Source organism: Streptomyces sp. NPDC001858 (assembly GCF_053594615.1).
In genome coordinates this window covers 37,228-58,002 of record NZ_JBSFEV010000048.1, presented here as the reverse complement: position 1 = coordinate 58,002, position 20,775 = coordinate 37,228, and the positions used below count along the sequence as shown (strand labels likewise).

Below are 20,775 nucleotides of genomic sequence, written 5' to 3'. Positions count from 1 at the left end.
GGCTTTGGGGGTGTACCCACCCCCCCGGCGGCCGCGTTGGGGTTTCGGCCGCGGGCCCGACGTTCCGGTGGGCGATACTGGGTTCGAACCAGTGACCTCTTCGGTGTGAACGAAGCGCTCTCCCACTGAGCTAATCGCCCGGACGCAGGAAGAACATTACCCCATGTCAGGGGGTGCCTGTGACCAGGGACGACCGCTCACCGCGCCGCCGCGGCGGATCACTGGTCCTTGATGTTCCAGGGCATCTCGAGGCCGAACTTCCACAGGTAGACACCCATGACAGCACCGATGATCACCAGGCCGAGCGAGGTCAGGATGATGTTGCGGCGCCGCACCTTCGGGTCGAGGGCGCGCTGTGCCGCCTCGGTGACCTTGCGTTTGGTCCAGCGGAGCACCAGCTGGGCCCAGACGAACTCGGTCGCCCAGATCGCCATGCCTCCGAAGATCACGACCCAGCCCGGACCGGGCAACGGCAGGATGACGATGCCGGCGCCCACCACGGCGAGGCCGATCACGAAGACCCCGACCTGCCAGCTCAGGTGCAGCGCGCGGCGCGCCTTGACGAATTCCGGCGCCCGCGAGCCGAGCGCCTGGCCCTGCCGCTCCTCCGCCGCATCACCCGACTTCGACCCGTCAGCCGCCACTACCGCCTCGCCCACCTCGTCACTCCCCGTATTCATACAGCCAAACCCTACCCGAGAGATTCCGGTCACCGGAATGGTGGTACTTCGCGAACGCACCCTCGGCCGGAAGAGTTACGTAAAGACACGCAAAACACTCAGAGGGGTTTACAACGGCACCGTAGGTGGCATGTCGATTTCGCCGACGTGCGAATCCCCGAGCGCACACTGAGCGAAAGGCCCTGGCGCTTATGAACACCACGGTCAGCTGCGAGCTGCACCTGCGCCTCGTTGTGTCGAGCGAGTCCTCCCTGCCTGTCCCCGCAGGCCTGCGGTACGACACGGCCGACCCCTACGCCGTGCACGCCACCTTCCACACCGGAGCCGAAGAGACCGTCGAGTGGGTGTTCGCCCGCGACCTCCTCGCCGAAGGCCTGCACCGGCCGACGGGCACCGGCGACGTCCGTGTCTGGCCGTCGCGCAGCCACGGTCAGGGCGTCGTCTGCATCGCCCTGAGCTCCCCGGAGGGGGAAGCTCTGCTCGAGGCCCCTGCGCGGGCCCTGGAGTCCTTCCTGAAGCGAACGGACGCAGCCGTGCCCCCGGGCACGGAACACCGGCACTTCGATCTCGATCAAGAGCTCTCGCACATCCTGGCGGAAAGCTAGCGCGAGGCTCACACCGAGCCGCCCGGCGCCGTCCACTCGGGGAGACGGCTCGGGCCACGACAACCGAATAGGGATGCGCCGACGCCGTGCCACGGGCTGCCGTGGCACGGCGTCGGCGCGCCACGGGAACCTGTGCGGGCCGGGGTTCCTCGGCCTTCCGGCTTCCCCGGCCCAGGGAATCCTTGACACGATCGGACCAGGTTCGACCGCCCGGTGCCGCTACCATCGGCCAGCATCGGGCGGGCACCCGCCCCACCCCCAGGCCAGGGAGCGAAATGTGCTGATCACCCACGACACCCGGTGCGCGCTCGATGCCGTGGTGGATCTGGTGAACACCGCACCGGAGGACGACACGGCTCCGGACGCGCTGCCGGATGTCGCCACGCTCGCAGACTTCGTACGAAAGCACGAAATCAGTGATATCGGCGTGCTGTCCGAGTTCGACCTGTCCGCGGTGCGCAAGGTCCGTGGGCGGTTCGCCAGGATCTTCGCGGCGCCGGATCCCAGGACCGCCGCCGCCCTGATCAACGAGCTGGTCGCCGCCGCTGGCACGACCCCGCGCCTGACCGATCACGACGGCTACGACTGGCATGTGCACTACTTCGCGCCCGGCGCGTCCGTCGCCGACCACCTGGCGGCCGACTGCGGGATGGCCCTGGCCTTCTTCGTGGTCGCCGGGGAGGAGGAGCGGCTGCGGCGCTGTGAGGCCCCGGACTGCCGACGCGCCTTCGTCGACCTCTCCCGCAACCGGTCCCGCCGGTACTGCGACAGCCGCACCTGCGGCAACCGGCTACACGTGGCCGCCTACCGGGCACGCCGCAAGGAGGCCGCGGGCTGAGAGGTGGCGTCCCCGCCGCCCCGGCGAGTCCCCGCTTCTCTGCCCGGCTCTCCTGGACACGGCCCGTAGTCAGTGCCTCTCGGCCGGCCTCGGGGCCGCGCGATCCGCTCCTCGGCCCACCCCCGTTCTCGATGCCGGCGCGGCCCCGGCGGGTGACGCCGGGGACCGCGGGTAAGGCTCATAGCAGCAGCAGATCATGCAGTGAAGCCATGAGCAGCAGACACCCGATCACCGCAAGGAAGATCATCAGCGGTGGCTGGGAAAGGGCGAAGAGGCATCCACGCGGCTCGTCCTTGGGCGGCGCGGCGTCGCTCTGTGTCGTGTCCAGCATCTCGCGGGCGATGATGACGCAGGTGACACCCCTCGCGCGATCAACACGCACGGAATGAGCGGGTGTTCGCCGGATTCCGTGACGTCGGTTTCAGGCGTGATCACTTCCGCGCACGGGCAGGCCGACTGTGTCGTTTCAATCCCAGGCCGCCTCACCCGGCCCGCGTCACCCTCCCCGCCTCACCGATCACGCTTCACTAGCCACGCTTCACCAGCCACACTTCACGAGTCGCGGTTCATATCCCGTGCTTCTTGAGGATGGCCTCGATGTCGCTGAAGTCTTCGGAGCCGCCGGTCGCCCGGGGCGCCGCCGCGGGGCGGGACGCCGGGCGGGAGGCCTGGCCCAGGGAGGGCGCCGAGGCGGTGGGGGCCACCGCATCGGCCTGTGCCGAGCGGGCCGCCGCCTTGCGCTCTCTGCGGGTGCCGCCGCGGCGACGCTCCACGGCGCGGGTGGTGGCGAAGAGGGCCCAGGCCCCGCCGAGCACGGCGAAGCCCGCCCAGGCAGTGGGACTGAACGCGGTGTCGGCGACCCATTCGACGAGGCCGGTCATCACGAGGCCGAGCGGCACGAGGGCGTAGGCCGCGATGCGGGCGGCCGCCAGGTAGCGCTTGCGGTAGGCCGTGACCACCGCGATGCCCAGGCCGGCCGCGGCGACGGCGGAACAGACGGTCTCGGCAATCATCCGGTTCCTCCAGGCGTGGCTGTCTCGGGCAGGTTTGCGACCGACGCGGCGCCTCAGCCGTCAGGCGCGCGCTTCGCCCCTTCCATCCTGCACCTGCGCACCGCTCGCGGGCCATGCTCCGGGCGGACATCAGGGACATCTCCGGGTCGGCTCCTCCGCAGGTGCCGCACGAACGCGTCCCTCGGGGTCGCCCGAGGGACTCCTCGGGGTGCGGTCGAAGCCGTCCGGATTGGGGCGGCCGGGCGGGGACTGGAAGACTGACGTCATGAGCGACTCGTCCCCCTCCTCCCCCGCCGTCCCCTCCTCCCCCGCCCGTCCAGCCATCGTGCTCGACGTCTGGTGCGAGCTGCAGTGTCCGGACTGCCGTGGCGCCCTGGACGACCTGCGCGCCCTGCGTGAGCGCTACGGCGACCGGCTGGAGCTGCGACTGCGGCACTTCCCGCTGGAGAAGCACAAGCACGCCTTCGCCGCCGCGCAGGCCGCCGAGGAGGCCTTGGAGCAGGGCAAGGGGTGGCCGTATGTCGAGGCCGTGCTGGGCCGGGTCGAGGAGCTGGGCCTTAAGGGCGAACCCTTCCTGGTCGAGATCGCCGGCGAACTCGGGCTCGACGCCGAGGAGTTCGACACCGCCCTGATCGACGGCCGGCACATCCTGATCGTGGACGCCGACCAGGCCGAGGGGAAGGCGATCGGCGTCACCGGCACCCCGACCTATGTCATCGGCGGCGAGCGCCTCGACGGCGGCAAGAGCCAGGAGGGGCTGCGCGAGCGCGTCGAGGAGATCGCCGACCGGCTGCTCGCCGAGCAGCAGTAGGGGCGAGGTCAGCGGCAGGGCCCCGGGCCGTCGGGCGGCGGCCCGGCGGCCTCACAGCAGGGGCTTGTACATCGAGTAGCCGACCGTCGCGTATCCCAGTGACTCGTAGAGCCGCTCGGCGGGTGTGTTGCCCGCGAAGACGTTCAGGCCCAGCGCCGGTCTGCCCGCGGCCGCCGTCTGGGCCTCCGCCAGCAGCATCAGGGAGCGGCCGTGTCCCCGGCCGCGCTGGTCGTCGTAGGTCTCGACGTTGTAGACGAACCCGGTGTCGTCCCTGAGGGCGAGCCACAGGGTGCCGACCGGGGTGCCCTCGTGTTCGAGGACGCTGAGCAGCGCGTTCTCGGTCGCCAGGTCCTGGGGGAGCAAGCGCGCGTAGTCCGCTCGGGCCCTCTCCCGGGCCCTCGTCTCGGGGACGCCGCGTTCGATCCAGGTCTGTGCGTATCCCTCGAGGTGGTACTCCTTCCAGGGGCCGAACTCGGCCTCCGTCAGGGGGCGGCCCCGGCTGCCCTCGGGCAGGGCGGGCTGCTCGGTGCCGAGTCGCTTCTCCATTCCGCGGTTGCGGTGGACGTAGCCGAGGGCCGTGGCGAGCCGCAGGGCGGGGCCGGCCTCGCCGGGCACCCTGATCTCGATCTGTGCGCAGCCCCAGCCCCGGACCACTTCCTCGGCGGCGAGGGCGGCCACCGTGCCCCGGCCCCGGCCGCGGTCCGGCTCCTCGATGTGCAGCTCCTCGATGCGGGCGACGGTGGGCCCGAAGACGGCATCGGTGGAGAGGCGGACCCCGCCGACGGGGCGACTGTTCACGCACACCTGGTAGTGGCGGGACAGGGCTCCGTCGGCGGCGCGCTGGAGCGGCTCGGTCGGCCGCAGTGTCGTGGTCATCAGGGGGTTTCTACCCGTCGTACGAGCCGAAGTCAGCCCGTTTTCTGCTTGCCGCAGCACGTATTGCGGGTACTACGGGTACTACGGGTCCAGATCGTCCCCGGACCGCTCGGCGAAGATCCGCATCGCCTTGGCGGTCACCGGCCCCGGCGCGCCCGGGAGTTCACGGTCGTCGACGCGGTGGACGGCCTGGACGTCGCGCAGGGTGGAGGTGAGGAAGACCTCGTCGGCCCGCTCCAGCACGTCCAGCGGCAGGTCGGTCTCCCGGGCGCCGGTCCATTCGACGGCCAGCGCGCGCGTGATGCCCGCGAGGCAGCCGGAGGCGAGCGGCGGGGTGTGGATCTCGCCGTCCAGGACGACGAACACGTTGGAGCCGGTGCCCTCGCAGAGCTGTCCGACCGTGTTGCCGAACAGCGCCTCGCTGGCGCCGTGTTCGTGGGCGCGGGCCAGGGCGACGACGTTCTCGGCGTACGAGGTCGTCTTCAGGCCGGTGAGCGCGCCGCGTTCGTTGCGGGTCCAGGGGACCGTGATGACGGCCGTGGAGTCGGCGCGCCGGGTGGTCTCGCCGAGGGCGACGACGAGGGTGGGCCCGTGTTCGCCGCGGTCGGAGCCGAGGGGGCCGTGGCCGCCGGTGTAGGTGATGCGCAGGCGGCCGAGCGGCATCGGGTTGGCCTCGATGACGGCGGCGCAGGCGCGGCGGACCTCGTCGTGGTCGGGGTCGGGCAGGCCGAGGCCGCGCGCGGAGCGGGTCAGCCGGTCGAGGTGGCGGGTGAGCGCGAACGTGCGGCCGTCCGTCGCCTTCACGGTCTCGAAGATGCCGTCGCCCACGGTGAGTCCGTGGTCGAAGACGGAGACACGGGCGGACTCGGTGTCCTGCAGCCCGCCGTCGAGCCAGATCTTCACGTCAGTCCCTCTCCCTCGGCCTGGTACGAGGCCGTGACCTCGTAGGCTCCCGACGCTACCGCGAGGAGTCGGGAGGCCTTCAGCTCGGTCTCCTCCCATTCGGCCTCGGGGTCGGAGCCCCAGGTGATGCCCGCGCCGGTGCCGAAGCGCAGCACGGCGGCGTCCGCGGCGGCGCGGTCGATCCAGAAGGTGCGTATGCCGACGGCCAGCTCGCCCGTGCCGCGGTCGGCGTCGACCCAGCCGATGCCGCCGCAGTACGGGCCGCGCGGCGCCGTCTCCAGGGCTTCGATGATCCGCAGGGCGCTGGACTTGGGGGCGCCGGTGACCGAGCCGGGCGGGAAGGCGGCGTCGAGCAGTTCCGGCCAGCCGGCGCCGTCGGGCAGTTCGCCGCGGACCGTGGAGACGAGGTGGACCAGACCCGGGTGCTTCTCGACGGCGCAGAGGTCGGGGACGCTCACGCTGCCGGTGGCGCAGACCCGCCCGAGGTCGTTGCGGACGAGGTCCACGATCATCACGTTCTCGGCGTAGTCCTTGGCGAGGAGGTCCGCCTCCGTGCGTCCGGTGCCCTTGATGGGCCCGGACTCGACGATCCGCCCCTCGCGGCGCAGGAAGAGTTCGGGGGAGGCGGTGGCCGTCTCGATGCCGTGCGCGGGAAGGCGAATCGTTCCTGCGTAGGGCGCCGGGTTGCCGCGGGCCAGCAGGGCGGTGAGCGCGTCCACGTCGGCGTCGGCCGCCACGGGCGCGGTCAGCACGCGGCAGAGATTGGCCTGATACACCTCGCCGGCCGCGATGTGCTCGCGGATGCGGCGGACGCCCGCCGTGTACCCGACGCGATCGAGCGACGACGTCCAGTCACCGGCCGCCGGCCCCCGCCACGCGCCCGGCGCCGGAGCGGGCACGGGCTCCTCGCGCACGTCGGCGAAGCGGGCGCACACCAGGCGGCCCTCGAAGTCGGCGCAGACGGCCCAGAAACCGGTGCCGTCGAGGGCCGCGGGATCGCTGGTCACATCGAGGAGGCCGGTGGCGACGCGGGCGCCGAAACGGGCGAGAGGTGGGAGGTCGGGCACGTTGTCGAGTCTATGGCGGGTGTCCCGGAGGTGACGGGACCATGTCCCGCAATGTCCCGGCCGGGGGGCCTGACCAGGTCCGCGAGCGGACGCAGCGCAGCACGCTGCACAAACGCGTTTTTGTGCTGGCCCGGGAATCCGCTAGAGTTCAACACGTCGCCGCGACGCGCAAGCCGAGCGGAAACGACAAGCGGACGTAGCTCAGTTGGTAGAGCGCAACCTTGCCAAGGTTGAGGTCGCCAGTTCGAACCTGGTCGTCCGCTCGCAGGAAGTGGGGGATCTTCCCGAACCCCCGCACTCCTGGTGGAGTGGCCGAGAGGCGAGGCAACGGCCTGCAAAGCCGTCTACACGGGTTCAAATCCCGTCTCCACCTCCAAGGACGATTAGCTCAGCGGGAGAGCGCTTCCCTGACACGGAAGAGGTCACTGGTTCAATCCCAGTATCGTCCACTGATCCGGTTCATCGGGTCCCCGCGCGATTAGCTCAGCGGGAGAGCGCTTCCCTGACACGGAAGAGGTCACTGGTTCAATCCCAGTATCGCGCACGCAGCACGCACCACCCCTCCCGGACGATTAGCTCAGCGGGAGAGCGCTTCCCTGACACGGAAGAGGTCACTGGTTCAATCCCAGTATCGTCCACACGCCGAGAGCCCCCGGCCGCCTTCGCGGTCGGGGGCTCTTTCCGTTGTCCGGCCGGTCCGGTCAGCTGGAGAACAGCATGCGGCCGAAGCTCTTGTTGCGGTGGTGGCTGCCGTGATGGCCCCCGTGGTGCCCGCCGTGCGGGGCGCCCCAGGCGGGAGCGACCGGGGCGGCCGGGTACGCCTGCGGGGCGGCCGGGGGCGGCGGCGCCTGCTGGCTCCACTGGCCCTCCAGCCGGGTCAGCGCCTCCAGCTCGCCGTAGTCGAGGAATATCCCACGGCAGTTGCTGCACTGTTCGATCTGGACGCCATTGCGGTTGTAGGTGTGCATCGGAGCGTGACACTTCGGGCACTGCATGGTTCGGCTCAACTCCTCGCCGGTCGGTGCTGTTTCGCGTACCGCCAGGACAGACACTGTCCGGCTGCGGTCGGTTGCACCCTACTTCGCGAAGCTTGCCGTGAACTGCGGGGGGACGAAACCCATTCGGGCACAGGCGTCGACCAGGCACTGCTCGACCTCGTCCAACGGCCGGTCCTCCGCGACCGACTTGGTGACAGCACGTGCCGCCCCCTGCACGGTGAGTGCGCGCGCCGGGACGTCCAGGGCGGGCCAGGGGTCGCCGGACGCGGGGACGGCGGGGCCGCCCGCGGCCCGGTAGGCGGCCAGGAAGCGGGTCCACTGCTCGGGCGGGAGCAGGCCGCAGGCGTACCAGGCGGCGGGGCGGGCGAGGTCCCAGGCCGGCACGCCGACGCCGAGGTCGTCGACGTCGATCAGCCGCCAGGGGCCGTCGGGGGCGGGACGGCGGACGAGCTGGCCGAGGTGGAGGTCGCCGTGACAGAGCGTGGCGGCGTCGGGCATGGGAGCCTCCGCGCGGGCCCACGCGGGGAGCTCGCGCCAGGCGCTCAGGACGGGCGCGACGGCCGGGTGTGAGCCGGCGGCGCGCAGCCGGGCCACGGCGTGGGCGGCCTTGGCGGGCCCGCGCATCGGCGGGAGCGCGGTCGGGGCGGGGGTGCGGTGGAGGCGGGCGAGCAGGGCGGCCGCGGCTTCCCAGGGGGCCGCGTCCGGATCGTCCGGGTCCACCGGGGCGCCGTACGGCCAGAAGGTGACCAGCCGGCCGTGCAGCCGGGTCGGCGCCGGCGTGAGCGGCGGCAGGAGGACTTCGGGGAGGCGGACGGCCGTGAGCAGGCGCGGGGCGAGGTCGGCCGGGTCGGTGTCGGGCGCGTGGGCCTTCGCGACGGTGTCGGCGTGCCGGACGACGGTGGCGTCGGGACGGTCCGCGAGGGTGGCCGCGCCGCAGGAGCAGGCCGCGGCGGATTCATGGGCCCGGGCTCCGGCGCGGAAGGCGAGCTCGGTGAGCAGGGGATGTGCGGTCACGGGGCTCCCTGGGCGGCGGCTGACGGCTCTCCTCGCGAGGGTACGCAGGGGGTCGCCGGAGTCGTCCGCCGGGGAAAGGCCCGGGGAAAAGCCCCGGGAAAAGCAATGCAGGCGCAGCTCCCCAGCTGCGCCTGCATTTTTTGCCGTCCGCCGCACCCCCGTCCCCACGGGGTTTCATGGGTGGATGTCCCCGCCCGGACCGCTCTTCCGGGCCTGGGGTCGCCGCTCAGCGCCCCAGCATCACTCCCACGGACGACGCCTGTAGGGCCACTGTCTCCCAGCCGTCGAAGACGACGAGGAGCAGGACCGCCAGGGGAAGGGCCATCACGGTCGCCACCAGGGGGTGGCGGCGGCCCGCGCGGCGGGAGTGCGCGGTGCCTCCCTGCGTGCGCATCGTGCTCCGCGGTGCCGTAAGGGCCATGGTCCCTCTCCTGACCTGATCAGTTGTCGTTGGCAGCGGCGGGTGTCTGACCTCGGGGGACGAGTGCTGCACCCGCCGCTTGACCTCAAATCTAGGCGGGCGGCGGGCGCGGGACGTCATGCCCTCGTACCGATTGCCGGGCCTCCCGGAGGATGAGCCATGACCTGCTGCGTACTCCCCAGGGTGGAGACGACGTCCTAGGTCTCGGGGTCTTCCCGGAAGGGGTGTCCGGTCCGGGCCGGTTTCTCCGAGCTGTCCTCGCGAGGGACGGGGTGCTCGACCAGGGCGAGGACCCTGTTCGCCATGAAGCGGGCCGTGCGGACCGGCGTGCCGGTTCTGGTGACTTCGCTCACTTCCACCACCCCTCTTCGTACCGCCGACTCCACTCGGCGGCCTGCTCTGCTCGCCGTCACCTCGTAGGTGCGGGTCGTGTCGCCGGCGTCGACGACTATCTCCACGCGGTCACCCTTCACGGGTTCAATCCCCCTTCTGTGACAGGTGGTTGAGGTCACAAAGCCGCCAAAGCACGCCTGTTCGCAGGGCTTCTGACCACCCTTCAAGTCTCCCACCGGGCACTGACAATCGATCGGTACGAGAGGGCGCGGCCTCTGCGCGCGAACGGCCGTGGAAACGTAAGCTGTGCCACGTCACACGGACCGGGCAGCGGGGATGAACATGGCGATGATGCGCCTGAGGCGCGAGGACCCGCGCGTCGTCGGCTCGTTCAGGCTTCACCGACGGCTCGGCGCGGGCGGGATGGGCGTCGTCTATCTGGGGTCCGACAAGAAGGGGCAGCGGGTCGCGCTGAAGGTGATCCGGCCCGATCTGGCGGAGGACCAGGAGTTCCGGTCGCGGTTCGCGCGCGAGGTGTCGGCCGCCCGGCGGATCCGGGGCGGGTGCACGGCGCGGCTGGTCGCGGCGGATCTGGACGCCGACCGGCCGTGGTTCGCCACCCAGTACGTGCCCGGTCCTTCGCTGCACGACAAGGTCAACGACGACGGGCCGCTCGGGGCCGCCGAGCTCGCCTCGATCGGGGCCGCGCTGTCGGAGGGGCTCGTCGCGGTCCATGAGGCCGGGGTCGTGCACCGGGACCTGAAGCCGTCCAACATCCTGCTCTCCCCCAAGGGCCCGCGGATCATCGACTTCGGCATCGCCTGGGCGACGGGCGCTTCCACGCTGACGCATGTCGGCACGGCGGTCGGCTCCCCCGGGTTCCTCGCGCCGGAGCAGGTGCGGGGGGCGCTGGTCACCCCGGCCACCGACGTGTTCTCGCTGGGGGCCACGCTCGCCTACGCCTCGACCTCCGACTCGCCCTTCGGGCACGGCAGTTCCGAGGTGATGCTGTACCGGGTGGTGCACGAGGAGCCGCAGTTGCACGGGGTGCCGGACGCGCTGGCGCCGCTGGTGCGGGCCTGTCTGGCGAAGGACCCCGAGGAGCGGCCGAGCACGCTCGATCTCTCGCTGCGGCTGAAGGAGATCGCGACCCGCGAGGCCCAGGGGCTGGCGGACTCGCGTCCCCCGGTTCCGCGGGCGGCGGAGGCCGATCGTCCCACGGGACGGCTCTCCGAAGGCGGTTACCCGGAGCGCACCATGCGCCAGCCGGGCGGACCGGGCACCCCGCCGCCGCGGAACGGGGTGCCGTCCTCGCGCGGTTCGGTTCCGTCCCGGGGCGGGGCGCCCGCTCGCGGGGCCGGCGCCTCGCGCGGTGGCAGTGCGTCGTCGTCGCGGTCCGGGGCCCGGCCGGCGCCCGGTTCGCGCAACACCCGTCCCGGCACGGGCAGCCGGCCGGCGCCCCGCCGTGGGCGTCCGGGGCCGAGAACCACGGGGACCGGACGGCGGCCCGCCAACCCGCGGCTGCTGCGGCAGCGGCTGTTCGTCTTCGTCGTCGTGACGCTGTTCGTGGCGCTCGGCATCGCCGTCGTCCAGGGCTGCGAGGGCCCCGCGCGCGGACTGGGCGGGGACGGCGGCCGGGTCGTCCAGCACGAGCAGCAGCAGCCTGTGCGGCCGGAGGGCCGGGCGGGCCCCGGTTAGGGCTGTGGGCGGCCCGTCGCCACGGCGTAGAAGGCGACCGCTGCCGCGGCTCCCACGTTGAGGGAGTCGACGCCGTGGGACATCGGGATGCGGACCCATTCGTCGGCGGCGACCAGTGCCTGGGTGGAGAGGCCGTCGCCCTCGGCTCCGAGCATGAGGGCCACGCGGTCCATCCGGTGCGGGGCCGCCTCGTCGAGGCTGCGGGCCTTCTCGTCCGGGGTGAGGGCGAGGAGGGTGAGCCCGGCCTCGCGGACCGAGTCGAGGCTTTTCGGCCAGCTGTCCAGCCGGGCGTAGGGGACCGAGAAGACCGCGCCCATCGACACCTTCACGCTGCGGCGGTAGAGAGGGTCGGCGCAGTCCGGGGAGAGCAGGACGGCGTCCATGCCGAGGGCGGCCGCCGAGCGGAAGATCGCGCCGATGTTGGTGTGGTCGTTGACCGACTCCATGACGACGACCCGGCGGGCGGTCTGCAGGAGTTCGGCGGCGGTCGGCAGCGGCTTGCGCTGCATCGAGGCCAGCGCGCCGCGGTGGACGTGGTAGCCGGTGACGCGTTCGGCGAGCTCCGGGCTGACGGCGTAGACCGGCGCCGGGAGCTCGTCGATGACGTCGCGCATGACGTCGACCCACTTGGCGGAGAGCAGCATGGAGCGCATCTCGTACCCGGCGTTCTTGGCCCGGCGGATGACCTTCTCGCCCTCGGCGATGAACAGGCCCTCGGCGGGCTCGCGCTTGCGGCGCAGCTCGACGTCGGTCAGGCCGGTGTAGTCGCGCAGGCGCGGGTCGTCGGGGTCCTCAACGGTGATGAGATCGGCCACAGGGTGATACTGCCTTGTCCTGGGTGTGGTGCCAACGGCTCGGAACGGTTGTGTTACCCGCGGTTACTCGGAGGGCGTCACTCGGCCGTCCGCGCGCCGACGGCGACGACCGCGCCGACGACGATGACGGCCGGCGGCCTGACCTCCTGGTCGCGGACCGTGTCGGCGACCGTCGCGAGCGTCGCGTCGACCCGGCGCTGGGCGGCGGTCGTGCCCTCCTGGACGAGCGCGACCGGGGTGTCGGGCGACTTGCCGTGCGCGACGAGCGTCTCGGCGATCTTCCCGATCTTGTCGACGCCCATCAGGATCACCAGCGTGCCGGTGAGCTTCGCGAGGGACGCCCAGTCGACCAGGGAACGCTCGTCGTCGGGGGCGACATGGCCGCTGACCACGGTGAACTCATGGGCGACGCCCCGGTGGGTGACCGGGATGCCGGCCGCGCCCGGCACCGAGATCGAGCTGGAGATGCCCGGGACGACCGTGCAGGCGATGCCGGCCTCGGCCAGCGCCTGGAGCTCCTCCATGCCACGGCCGAACACATACGGGTCGCCGCCCTTGAGCCGGACGACCGACTTGCCCTGCTTGGCGTGCTCGATCAGCGCGTTGTTGATGGCCTCCTGCGCCATGTAACGGCCGTAGGGGATCTTCGCCGCGTCGATCACCTCGACGTGCGGCGGGAGTTCGGCGAGGAGGTCGCGCGGGCCGAGCCGGTCGGCGATGACGACGTCCGCCTCGGCGAGGAGGCGGCGGCCGCGGACGGTGATCAGGTCGGGGTCGCCGGGGCCGCCGCCGACCAGCGCGACGCCGGGGGTCCGGGTGCGGTGGTGGGGGGCGACCAGGGTGCCGTCGCGCAGGCCCTCGACGACCGCGTCGCGGATGGCCGCGGTGTGGCGGGGGTCGCGGCCGCGGGCGTCCGTGGTGAGGACGGCGACCGTGACGCCCTCGCTGTGGCCGGTCGCCGGGGTCCAGGCGGTGGCCGCGTCGGCGTCGTCGGAGCGGACGCACCAGACGCGACGGCGTTCGGCCTCGGCCGAGGCCGAGACGTTGGCCTCCGTGTCGCCGGTGGCGATCAGGGCGTACCAGGCGTCCGCGAGGTCGCCGTCGGCGTAGGGACGCCGCGACCAGGCGATCTCGCCCGCGTCCGCCATCGCCTCGACGGAGGGGGTGGCTTCGGGGGACACGAGGTGGATGTCCGCGCCCGCTGCGATCAGCGCGGGGAGGCGGCGCTGGGCGACCTGGCCGCCGCCGAGGACGACGACTCTGCGGCCGGTGAGGCGCAGGCCTACGGGGTAGGCGGGGTGTTCGGCCATGAGGTGCGGCTCCTCGAACGGGCAGAGGGTGGGCGCTGCGGCTCTGGAGCGGCCCTGACGTGCGGATTTTAGAGGTGGCTTCAGCGTACGGCGGGGCCGGGGGGCACGCAGGAGCGCATGCCCGCCGACCCCGGTGCCGTACTACTTCTCGGTGACCCCGGCCGAGTCGAACGTGGCCACCTCGTGCATCGCCCTGGCCGTGCTCTGCACCAGCGGCAGGGCCAGCAGCGCGCCGGTGCCCTCGCCGAGGCGGAGGTCGAGGTCGACCAGGGGGCGCAGGCCCAGCTTGTTCAGGGCGGCCACATGGCCCGGCTCGGCACTGCGGTGGCCCGCGATGCAGGCCGCGAGGACCTCGGGGGCGATCGCACGGGCCACCAGGGCGGCGGCGCCGGCGCTGACGCCGTCCAGGATGACGGGCGTGCGCAGCGAGGCCCCGCCGAGGAGCAGGCCGACCAGCGCCGCGTGCTCGAAGCCGCCGACCGCCGCCAGGACGCCGATCGGGTCGGCCGGGTCCGGCTGGTGGAGGTCCAGCGCGCGGCGGACGACCTCGGTCTTGCGGGCCAGCGTCTCGTCGTTGATGCCGGTGCCGCGGCCGGTGACCTCGCCCGGGTCGGCGCCCGTGAAGACCGAGATGAGGGCCGCGGACGCGGTCGTGTTGGCGATGCCCATCTCGCCGGTGAGCAGCGCCTTGTTGCCGGCCGCCACCAGGTCGCGGGCGGTCTCGATGCCGACCTCGATGGCCTGCTTGGCCTCCTCGCGGGTCATCGCGGGACCGGTGGTCATGTCGGACGTGCCCGCGCGGACCTTGCGGGGCAGCAGCCCGGGGGTGCCGGGCAGCTCGGCCGCGACGCCGACGTCCACCACGCAGACCTCGGCGCCCACCTGGGTCGCGAAGGCGTTGCAGACCGCTCCGCCGCCGAGGAAGTTGGCGACCATCTGGGCCGTCACCTCCTGCGGCCAGGGGGTGACGCCCTGGGCGTGCACACCGTGGTCGCCTGCGAAGATCGCGACGGCCGCGGGCTCCGGGATCGGCGGCGGGCACTGCCGGGACAAACCGGACAGCTGCGCGGAGATGATCTCCAGCATGCCGAGCGAGCCCGGCGGCTTCGTCATGCGCTTCTGCCGCTCCCAGGCCTCGCCGAGCGCCTTGGCGTCCAGCGGGCGGACGCTGGCGACGGTCTCGGCGAGCAGATCGTGCGGGTCCTCGCCGGGCAGGGCGCGACGGCCGTACGTCTCCTCGTGGACGACCCAGGACAGCGGGCGGCGCTTGGCCCAGCCCGCCTGCATCAGCTCGGGCTCGTCCGGGAACTCGTCGACGTAGCCGACGCACAGGTAGGCGACCACTTCGAGGTGGTCGGGCAGGCCCAGCGCGCGGACCATCTCCCGCTCGTCGAAGAAGCTGACCCAGCCGACGCCGAGGCCCTCGGCGCGGGCCGCGAGCCACAGGTTCTCGACCGCGAGCGCGGAGGAATACGGCGCCATCTGCGGCTGGGTGTGCCGGCCCAGGGTGTGCCGGCCGCCGCGGGTCGGATCGGCGGTGACGACGATGTTCACCGGGGTGTCGAGGATGGCCTCGATCTTCAGTTCCTTGAACTGCTTCGCCCGGCCCTTGGGCAGGGACTTCGCGTAGGCGTCGCGCTGCCGCATGGCCAGTTCGTGCATCGCGCGCCGGGTATCGGCCGAGCGGATGACGACGAAGTCCCAGGGCTGCGAGTGGCCGACGGAGGGCGCGTGGTGGGCCGCCTCCAGGACGCGCAGCAGCACCTCGTGCGGGATGGGGTCGCCGCGGAAGCCGTTGCGGATGTCCCGGCGTTCCCGCATGACCTTCAGGACCGCCTCGCGCTCGGCGTCGTCGTACGCGGGCGCGGCGGGGCCGGTGGACTCTCTGACTTCTTCCACGGCGGCCGGGGTCTCCTCCTGGTCGGCGGCCCTGGTCTCCAGGTCCTCCGGGCTCTGTGCGACATCGGCGTCGACGGCGGCGTCGGCGTCGGCGTCGGCGTCGGCGTCCACAGCGGAGCCGACCTCGGAGTCGACGACGTCGGGAGCGATGTCGGCCTGCTGCTCCGGGCCCGGGATCGCGACCGGCGCCACCTCCGGCAGGGCCGCCGCCTCCGCCTCCGCCTCCGCCTCGGGAGTCGGCTGCTGCTGCGTGGGGAGCACCAGCGGGTGCGGCGGGGTCGGGGCGAGGTGCGGAGTGGTGGGCACCGTGCCTTCGACCTGCACGAACTGGCCGAGGGGCTCCTCGGCCGCCACGGGCTCTTCGGCCGCCATGGGCTCCTCGGCCGGCGGCTGCTCGACCAGCGGCTCCGGGGCGGCCGGCTGGTCCGGCTGGGGGTCCGGGGTGACGGCGGGGGGCAGAACTTCCGCGCCGGGCGCCTCGATGGGGGCCTCGACATGCGGCTCGGCATGCGGCTCGGCATGCGGCTCGACGTGCGCCTCGGGGGCGGGTTCTGCGGGCTGGAGGGGCTCCGGGGGCAAGTCGCTTTGAGGCAGAGGCTGTTGGGGCAGCAGCTCCTGCTGCGGCTGCGGGGCCGGGACTGCGTCCGCGAGGGGTGCCGGCAGGGGCTCGGGGGCCACGAAGGGCGCCTCGACGGGCATCTCCACCGCTTCCGCCGTCTCCGGCATCACGGTCGGGGGCTCCGGCTGCGGCTCGGGTTCCGGTTCCGGTTCCGGTGCCATGAGGACCACGGCGGGGGTCGGCTCCGGCTCGGGCTGGACGTCCGGGATCGGCTGGACGACGAGTTCCGGCTCGGGCTCCGGTTCCGGCTGCTGGGGAGCGGCCTCGACGAACTGGACGGCTTCGGGGGCGGCGGCCTCGACGAACTGGACGGCTTCGGGGGCGGCGGGCTCGGCGACGACGGCCACGGGGGCGGTCGGTTCCATCACGGGCTGCGCGGGCGGCTCCGGGGTGGCCATCGCCTCGGGAACGACGTCGACGACCGGAATCGCCTCCGCCGCGGGCTCCTCGGCGACCTGCTCCTGAGGCTGCGGCTGCGGCTCCTCGGGGACCTCCAGCACCTCCTCCGGTGCCGCCTCCGTGGTCTCGACTGCCTCGATCAGCTCGACCGCCTCGACCACCTCGGCCGGGGCAGGCTCGATCACCTGCACGGCCTCCGGGGCTTCCGGTGCCTGCGGGGTGTCCGTCGGCGCTGCGGGGGTCGGCGCTGCCGGGACCTCCGCCGGCTGGTCCGCACCGGGGACGGGCACCTCGGCCATGAGCGGTCCGGGGTCCGCGACCGGAGCTTCGGGAGTCTCCTCAGCCTCCGCCATCATCGCGGCGCCGAGCAACTGACCGGGGTCGACGACTCCGTAGGGGGCGGCTGCCACGGGTTCGGGCGGGGTCGGCGCGCCGTACGCGTCGTCCTGGCCCTGTGGGGCGGTCGCGGCGATCGCCTCCGTCGCCTCGGTCGCCACGCGGGCCACCACGGCCTGGGCCACGTCCACCGGCTGGGCCGGCGCCGGAGCAACCGTTTCCGCGGTCGCCACCCCGGAGGCGACCGGCCCCTGGACCGTGGTCTGCGCCGTGGCCTGTGCGGCGCCCCAGGGCGACGCGCCCTGCGGGGGCATCTCGCGCAGTGCCGACACATCGAGGTACTCGGGGCCGGACGCGGGCGCGGCGGGCTGGCGTACCGGCGCGTCCGCGGGGCCGCGGTCGGCCAGGGAGCGGACCGGGCTGGCGGAGGCGTCGGGGATCGGCGGGCCCAGGTGCAGCGGGCGGCGCGGGGCCGCCTGGGGCGCCGACGGGCTGGGCAGGCGGACGGCGCTGAGGTCGACCGAGCCGCTGTCGCGGCCCGCCGTCTCGTGCGGGCCCGGCTCGTGCACCACCGTCTCGACCACCGGTTCGGGCGCGGGCGGCGCCACCTCGTTGCCCCAGGCGCTCTGCGCGCCCGGCAGCAGCAACAGGTCTTCGTCCTCGGCGGTGGTGTCGGAGAGGTAGGTGTACGCACCGTGCGCGGGGGCGCCCGGCTGCTCCACCATGCCTGCGCTCTCCGGCAGCCCCTCGGCCGGGACCTGGCCGGTGTCGGTCATGCGTAACCCCTCGCCCATCGGTTAGTGCTCCTACGACCCGCTCACCCGGAGCGGCGCACCGACCGCCCCGTAGTGAAGAACGAGCGTCCGTGCCCAGCGGCACGAACGACCCGCCCGAAAAAGCGACAAAGCCATTCAGTGGCATTGTCCCGGCCGTCGTCGCGTCGCGACAGCTTGATCCGCGACGCTCCGCTGTGGACTGCGCCACGTTGCGCGCCCTCCGGTACTGCCGTACCACACGTAGCCCAAAAGGGATGTGTTTTCCGGACATTGACCGACGAAGTGCCGGGCGAACGGAAGCGGTACGACGATCGGCCAGCCTACCGCGCGCGGTACGACAACAGGATCACGGGGAGGCGAACCGGGTCACGCCGTGCGGTCCGGGAGAGCGCCGCTGAGCAGGAACGCGACGCTGCGTTCCGTCTCCGTCCAGGCCCGTGTGTCGAGTTCGACGGACTGGACGAGCGCGCATTCGACTCGGTAGCCGTGCTCGGACAGGTCGCGGCCCACGCGTTCGGCGGCGTCGCGGGTGGCCGCGTGGGCGACGATGCGCTGCGGGCGGCGGTCGGCGACCGCGGAGACCACGGCCGCTCCCCCGCCGCCGACCCGGACGACGTCCGGTTCGGGCAGGTTCTCCAGCACGTGCGGGGCGGCGCCGCGGACGATCTGGAGCTGGACGCCGTAGCGGCGCGCGGCGGCGTCGGTGCGGGCGCACGCCTCCAGCTGCCGGTCGACGGCGATCACGGCGGCGCCCGCCCGCGCGGCCTCGGTGGCGAAGGCGCCGCTGCCGCAGCCGATGTCCCAGACGAGATCGCCGACGCGCGGGCCGAGACGGGCGAGTTGGGCGGCGCGCAGCAGCTCCGACTCGCCCTCGCCGAGGCCGCCGCCGTAGGCCTCGGCGGGCAGGGCCCAGCCGCGCGGGCCGGTGTCCGGGGCGCGGCCGGCGATCCAGCCGGTGTCGCCGGAGACGACCGGCCCGGTGGGGCCGCCGATGACGATGACGACGTTGGGGTCGCGCCAGATGTGGTCGGCGGCCTTGTCGGAGGTGGTGATCCTGACCTGTTCGCGGGTGGTGCCGAGTTCCTCGCAGACCACGAAGGTGCGGTGCACGCCCTCCATGAGCAGGCCGAGCTCCGCCGGTCCGGCGCCCGGGGAGGTGAGGACGGCGACCTTGGTGTGGGCGCGGCACACGTTGACCGCGCGACGCAGGGTGCGTCGGTGGGCGACGACCACCTGGGCGTCGTCCCAGGGCATGCCGGCCCGGGCGAAGGCCGCGGCGACGGCGGAGACGGCCGGGACGACCTCCACCTCCAGGCCGAACTCGGGTGCGCGCAGGGTCCGCACGACGCCGAAGAAGCCCGGGTCGCCGTCGGCGACGACGACGGCGGTGCCGCGGTGGCCGGCGATGCGGCGGGCGGCGAGGGAGACGCTGCCGAGCCGGATGCGTTCCGCGCCGGGCGGGACCTCGGGCAGCGTCAGATGGTGGGCGGCTCCGGCCACGAGGGTGGCGGCGCCCAGGGCGGAGCGGGCCGCGGCGGTCAGCGGCGAGCCGTCCCAGCCGATCACCGTGACGCGGTCGGCCATCGTCGTCAGTCCCCCCGGGGGTTCACGCAGGTAGCGGGCTCCGTGAGGGTACCTGGTCGGCAGGTCCGGGCAAGGGCCCCGGCGCCGGGCCCCGGGTCAGTTCCAGTCGGTGTAGGACGTGAAGCCGCCGCTCTCCGCGAAGTGCTCGCCGGCGCCCTCGACGTCCTCCGGGAGGAGGCTCCAGACGATGTAGTCGGTGCGCACCTCGTTCCAGGTGCCGTCCTCGGCGCGGGCGCGCGCTATGCACGCGTTGCGCAGGACGCCCTCGCTGATGCACCCGATCTTCTGTGCGACCTGCTGGGAGGCGGTGTTGTCGGCGGCAGTGCGCAGCTCGACGCGCTCGAACTTCTGGTCGGTGAACAGCCACTGGGCGGTGGCCAGCGCCGCCTCAGAGGCGTAGCCCTCGCCGCGCGCCCAGGGGGCGATGATGTACGACATCTCGGTGGAGCGGACGTGCCAGTTGGTCTTGGCCAGCTGGACGACGCCGACCAGGCGCTGGGTGAGGAACTCGGTGACGGCGAGGTCGAGGCCGCGGCCGGAGATGCGTTCGGCGGGCGCGCGCTCGGTGATCCAGCGGCGGGCGGCCGCCCGGTCGTAGGGCTGGGGCACGGCGGTCCAGGCCGCGACCTGCTCGTCGTTCATCATGTCGGCCAGCGCGGGCACGTCGTCCTCGTCGAGGGGGCGCAAGCCCAACCGCTCCGTGCTGATGGAGATGGTGGGGAAGGTGCTTGTCATGCGCCGCTCCGTAACCTTCGAAATCTCGGATGAGACCTGCCGGCCCGTCAGGGCTCGCTGAACTGCCCAGCATGCAGCATGTCGGCGCGGAACCACACCACGGGGTCCGCACCGAGTGAAGTGCGGACCCCGGGCGTGAGGCGGGTCCCCCGGACGGTCACGGGGTTCAGAACGAGGGGATGACCGAGCCGTCGTACGTGTCCTGGATGAACTTCTTGACCTCGGCGGAGGTGAGCAGCTCGGCGAGCTTCTGCACCCGCGGGTCGTCCTCGTTGCCGTCCTTGACCGCGAGGAAGTTGCCGTACGGGTTGTCCGTGGCGGACTCCAGGACGAGGGCGTCCGACGCGGGCTTCAGTTCGGCCTCGATCGCGTAGTTGCCGTTGATGACGGCGGCGTCCACGTCGTCCAGGGAGCGCGGGGTCTGGGCCGCCTCCAGCTCCTTGAACTCGAACTTCTTGGGGTTGGCGGTGATGTCCGCGGGGGTCGCGTCGTTGCCCACGCCGTCCTTGAGGGTGATGAGCTTGTTCGCGGCGAGCAGCTTGAGGGCGCGGGCCTCGTTGACGCTGTCGTTCGGGACGGCGATCGTCGCGCCGCTCTTCAGCGCGTCGGCGCTCTTGACCTTGTGGGAGTAGAGGCCGAGCGGCTCCAGGTGGACCGTGACGACGGGCACGATGTGGGTGCCGTTCTTCTTGTTGAAGTCGTCGAGGTACGGCTGGTTCTGGAAGTAGTTGGCGTCGACCGAGCCGTCCTCCGTCGCCGTGTTCGGCGTGACGTAGTCGGTGAACTCCTTGACCTCCAGGTCGAGTCCCGCCTTCTTCGCGAGGTTGTCCTTGACGAAGTTCAGGATCTCGGCGTGCGGGGTCGGACTCGCGGCGACGACCAGCGGGCCGCTGGTGTCGGAGGCGGAGGCGGAGTCCTTGTCCGAGCCGCAGGCGCTGAGTCCGAGGGTGAGGGCTCCGGCGGCGAGGACGGCGGTGGTGATCTTGGCGGTGTTACGCACGAAAAGTGCCTTTCCTGAGGTGGTGCGTCCCCGCGGTGGGTGGGC

Annotated in this window: 20 protein-coding genes and 6 tRNA genes; 9 read left to right on the top strand and 17 right to left on the bottom strand. The window is 72.8% G+C overall.

The window, feature by feature from the left end:
* Positions 1-68 precede the first annotated feature (68 nt).
* Both ACWCPF_RS40075 and ACWCPF_RS40070 read right to left on the bottom strand, forming a co-directional pair.
* Positions 69-140, bottom strand: a tRNA-Val gene (locus tag ACWCPF_RS40075).
* A gap of 78 nt (positions 141-218) precedes the next feature.
* Positions 219-680 carry a TIGR02611 family protein gene (locus tag ACWCPF_RS40070; RefSeq protein WP_451050073.1) on the bottom strand — a complete coding sequence of 154 codons (462 nt, stop codon included), beginning with the start codon at positions 678-680 and terminating at the stop codon, positions 219-221.
* Between the two features lie 191 nt (positions 681-871).
* Between ACWCPF_RS40070 and ACWCPF_RS40065 the strand changes: the two genes are divergently transcribed.
* Positions 872-1,285 carry an SsgA family sporulation/cell division regulator gene (locus ACWCPF_RS40065; protein ID WP_004002642.1) on the top strand — a complete coding sequence of 138 codons (414 nt, stop codon included), beginning with the start codon at positions 872-874 and terminating at the stop codon, positions 1,283-1,285.
* A gap of 277 nt (positions 1,286-1,562) precedes the next feature.
* Positions 1,563-2,123 carry a CGNR zinc finger domain-containing protein gene (locus tag ACWCPF_RS40060; protein ID WP_451050069.1) on the top strand — a complete coding sequence of 187 codons (561 nt, stop codon included), beginning with the start codon at positions 1,563-1,565 and terminating at the stop codon, positions 2,121-2,123.
* Positions 2,124-2,301: 178 nt separating this feature from the next.
* Here the strand turns inward: ACWCPF_RS40060 and ACWCPF_RS40055 are convergent, their stop codons facing one another.
* Both ACWCPF_RS40055 and ACWCPF_RS40050 read right to left on the bottom strand, forming a co-directional pair.
* Positions 2,302-2,505 carry a hypothetical protein gene (locus tag ACWCPF_RS40055; protein WP_093774321.1) on the bottom strand — a complete coding sequence of 68 codons (204 nt, stop codon included), beginning with the start codon at positions 2,503-2,505 and terminating at the stop codon, positions 2,302-2,304.
* A gap of 184 nt (positions 2,506-2,689) precedes the next feature.
* Positions 2,690-3,136 (bottom strand): hypothetical protein, encoded by a 447-nt coding sequence (locus ACWCPF_RS40050; RefSeq protein ID WP_451050068.1) that lies wholly within the window; start codon positions 3,134-3,136, stop codon positions 2,690-2,692.
* A 265-nt stretch (positions 3,137-3,401) separates the two neighbouring features.
* Here ACWCPF_RS40050 and ACWCPF_RS40045 point away from each other — a divergent pair, with 265 nt between their 5' ends.
* Positions 3,402-3,947: a DsbA family protein gene (locus ACWCPF_RS40045; RefSeq protein WP_451050067.1), complete on the top strand. Its 546-nt coding sequence runs from the start codon at positions 3,402-3,404 to the stop codon at positions 3,945-3,947.
* 51 nt (positions 3,948-3,998) lie between these two features.
* On the opposite strand, the gene ACWCPF_RS40040 is transcribed toward ACWCPF_RS40045, so the two are convergent.
* The 3 genes from ACWCPF_RS40040 to ACWCPF_RS40030 all read right to left on the bottom strand — a co-directional run bounded on the left by ACWCPF_RS40040 (position 3,999) and on the right by ACWCPF_RS40030 (position 6,793).
* Positions 3,999-4,823, bottom strand: a complete 825-nt coding sequence (locus tag ACWCPF_RS40040; RefSeq protein ID WP_451050066.1) for a GNAT family N-acetyltransferase — start codon at positions 4,821-4,823, stop codon at positions 3,999-4,001.
* Between the two features lie 81 nt (positions 4,824-4,904).
* Positions 4,905-5,726: an aminotransferase class IV gene (locus ACWCPF_RS40035; protein ID WP_451050065.1), complete on the bottom strand. Its 822-nt coding sequence runs from the start codon at positions 5,724-5,726 to the stop codon at positions 4,905-4,907.
* Positions 5,723-6,793, bottom strand: a complete 1,071-nt coding sequence (locus tag ACWCPF_RS40030) for a chorismate-binding protein (RefSeq protein ID WP_451050064.1) — start codon at positions 6,791-6,793, stop codon at positions 5,723-5,725. Before ACWCPF_RS40030 ends, ACWCPF_RS40035 begins: the two co-directional genes overlap by 4 nt.
* 190 nt (positions 6,794-6,983) lie before the next feature.
* On the opposite strand from ACWCPF_RS40030, the gene ACWCPF_RS40025 reads away from it, so the two are divergent.
* From ACWCPF_RS40025 to ACWCPF_RS40005, 5 genes are all read left to right on the top strand, one after another.
* Positions 6,984-7,056 (top strand) — tRNA-Gly (locus ACWCPF_RS40025).
* A 39-nt stretch (positions 7,057-7,095) separates the two neighbouring features.
* Positions 7,096-7,169: transfer RNA gene (locus ACWCPF_RS40020), tRNA-Cys, on the top strand.
* 1 nt (position 7,170) lies between these two features.
* A tRNA-Val gene (locus ACWCPF_RS40015) sits at positions 7,171-7,242 on the top strand.
* 23 nt (positions 7,243-7,265) lie between these two features.
* Positions 7,266-7,337, top strand: a tRNA-Val gene (locus ACWCPF_RS40010).
* A 22-nt stretch (positions 7,338-7,359) separates the two neighbouring features.
* Positions 7,360-7,431: transfer RNA gene (locus ACWCPF_RS40005), tRNA-Val, on the top strand.
* A 63-nt stretch (positions 7,432-7,494) separates the two neighbouring features.
* On the opposite strand, the gene ACWCPF_RS40000 is transcribed toward ACWCPF_RS40005, so the two are convergent.
* The 4 genes from ACWCPF_RS40000 to ACWCPF_RS39985 all read right to left on the bottom strand — a co-directional run bounded on the left by ACWCPF_RS40000 (position 7,495) and on the right by ACWCPF_RS39985 (position 9,699).
* Positions 7,495-7,788 carry a TFIIB-type zinc ribbon-containing protein gene (locus ACWCPF_RS40000; RefSeq protein ID WP_358807418.1) on the bottom strand — a complete coding sequence of 98 codons (294 nt, stop codon included), beginning with the start codon at positions 7,786-7,788 and terminating at the stop codon, positions 7,495-7,497.
* 81 nt (positions 7,789-7,869) lie between these two features.
* Complete coding sequence (locus tag ACWCPF_RS39995; protein ID WP_451050063.1) at positions 7,870-8,805, bottom strand: phosphotransferase family protein; 936 nt, start codon at positions 8,803-8,805, stop codon at positions 7,870-7,872.
* A gap of 226 nt (positions 8,806-9,031) precedes the next feature.
* Entirely contained in the window at positions 9,032-9,226 is a 195-nt protein-coding gene (locus tag ACWCPF_RS39990; RefSeq protein WP_451050062.1) for a hypothetical protein, read from the bottom strand.
* 197 nt (positions 9,227-9,423) lie between these two features.
* Positions 9,424-9,699 carry a hypothetical protein gene (locus ACWCPF_RS39985; RefSeq protein WP_351907959.1) on the bottom strand — a complete coding sequence of 92 codons (276 nt, stop codon included), beginning with the start codon at positions 9,697-9,699 and terminating at the stop codon, positions 9,424-9,426.
* A 196-nt stretch (positions 9,700-9,895) separates the two neighbouring features.
* Here ACWCPF_RS39985 and ACWCPF_RS39980 point away from each other — a divergent pair, with 196 nt between their 5' ends.
* Entirely contained in the window at positions 9,896-11,257 is a 1,362-nt protein-coding gene (locus ACWCPF_RS39980; protein WP_451050072.1) for a serine/threonine-protein kinase, read from the top strand.
* On the opposite strand, the gene ACWCPF_RS39975 is transcribed toward ACWCPF_RS39980, so the two are convergent.
* The 6 genes from ACWCPF_RS39975 to ACWCPF_RS39950 form a co-directional block, all read right to left on the bottom strand.
* Positions 11,254-12,072 carry a TrmH family RNA methyltransferase gene (locus tag ACWCPF_RS39975; RefSeq protein ID WP_451050061.1) on the bottom strand — a complete coding sequence of 273 codons (819 nt, stop codon included), beginning with the start codon at positions 12,070-12,072 and terminating at the stop codon, positions 11,254-11,256. The genes ACWCPF_RS39980 and ACWCPF_RS39975 overlap by 4 nt on opposite strands.
* 77 nt (positions 12,073-12,149) lie before the next feature.
* The gene (cobA, locus tag ACWCPF_RS39970; protein WP_451050060.1) at positions 12,150-13,382 is read right to left on the bottom strand and encodes a uroporphyrinogen-III C-methyltransferase; all 1,233 of its coding nucleotides are present in this window, start codon (positions 13,380-13,382) and stop codon (positions 12,150-12,152) included.
* A gap of 141 nt (positions 13,383-13,523) precedes the next feature.
* A complete protein-coding gene (gene cobT, locus ACWCPF_RS39965) occupies positions 13,524-17,411 on the bottom strand; it encodes a nicotinate-nucleotide--dimethylbenzimidazole phosphoribosyltransferase (protein ID WP_451050059.1) in 3,888 nt (1,295 codons plus the stop codon).
* Positions 17,412-17,777: 366 nt separating this feature from the next.
* Entirely contained in the window at positions 17,778-18,995 is a 1,218-nt protein-coding gene (gene cbiE / locus ACWCPF_RS39960) for a precorrin-6y C5,15-methyltransferase (decarboxylating) subunit CbiE (protein ID WP_451050058.1), read from the bottom strand.
* 96 nt (positions 18,996-19,091) lie between these two features.
* Complete coding sequence (locus tag ACWCPF_RS39955; protein ID WP_451050057.1) at positions 19,092-19,730, bottom strand: GNAT family N-acetyltransferase; 639 nt, start codon at positions 19,728-19,730, stop codon at positions 19,092-19,094.
* 166 nt (positions 19,731-19,896) lie between these two features.
* Complete coding sequence (locus ACWCPF_RS39950; RefSeq protein WP_451050056.1) at positions 19,897-20,730, bottom strand: MetQ/NlpA family ABC transporter substrate-binding protein; 834 nt, start codon at positions 20,728-20,730, stop codon at positions 19,897-19,899.
* Between the last annotated feature and the right edge of the window lie 45 nt (positions 20,731-20,775).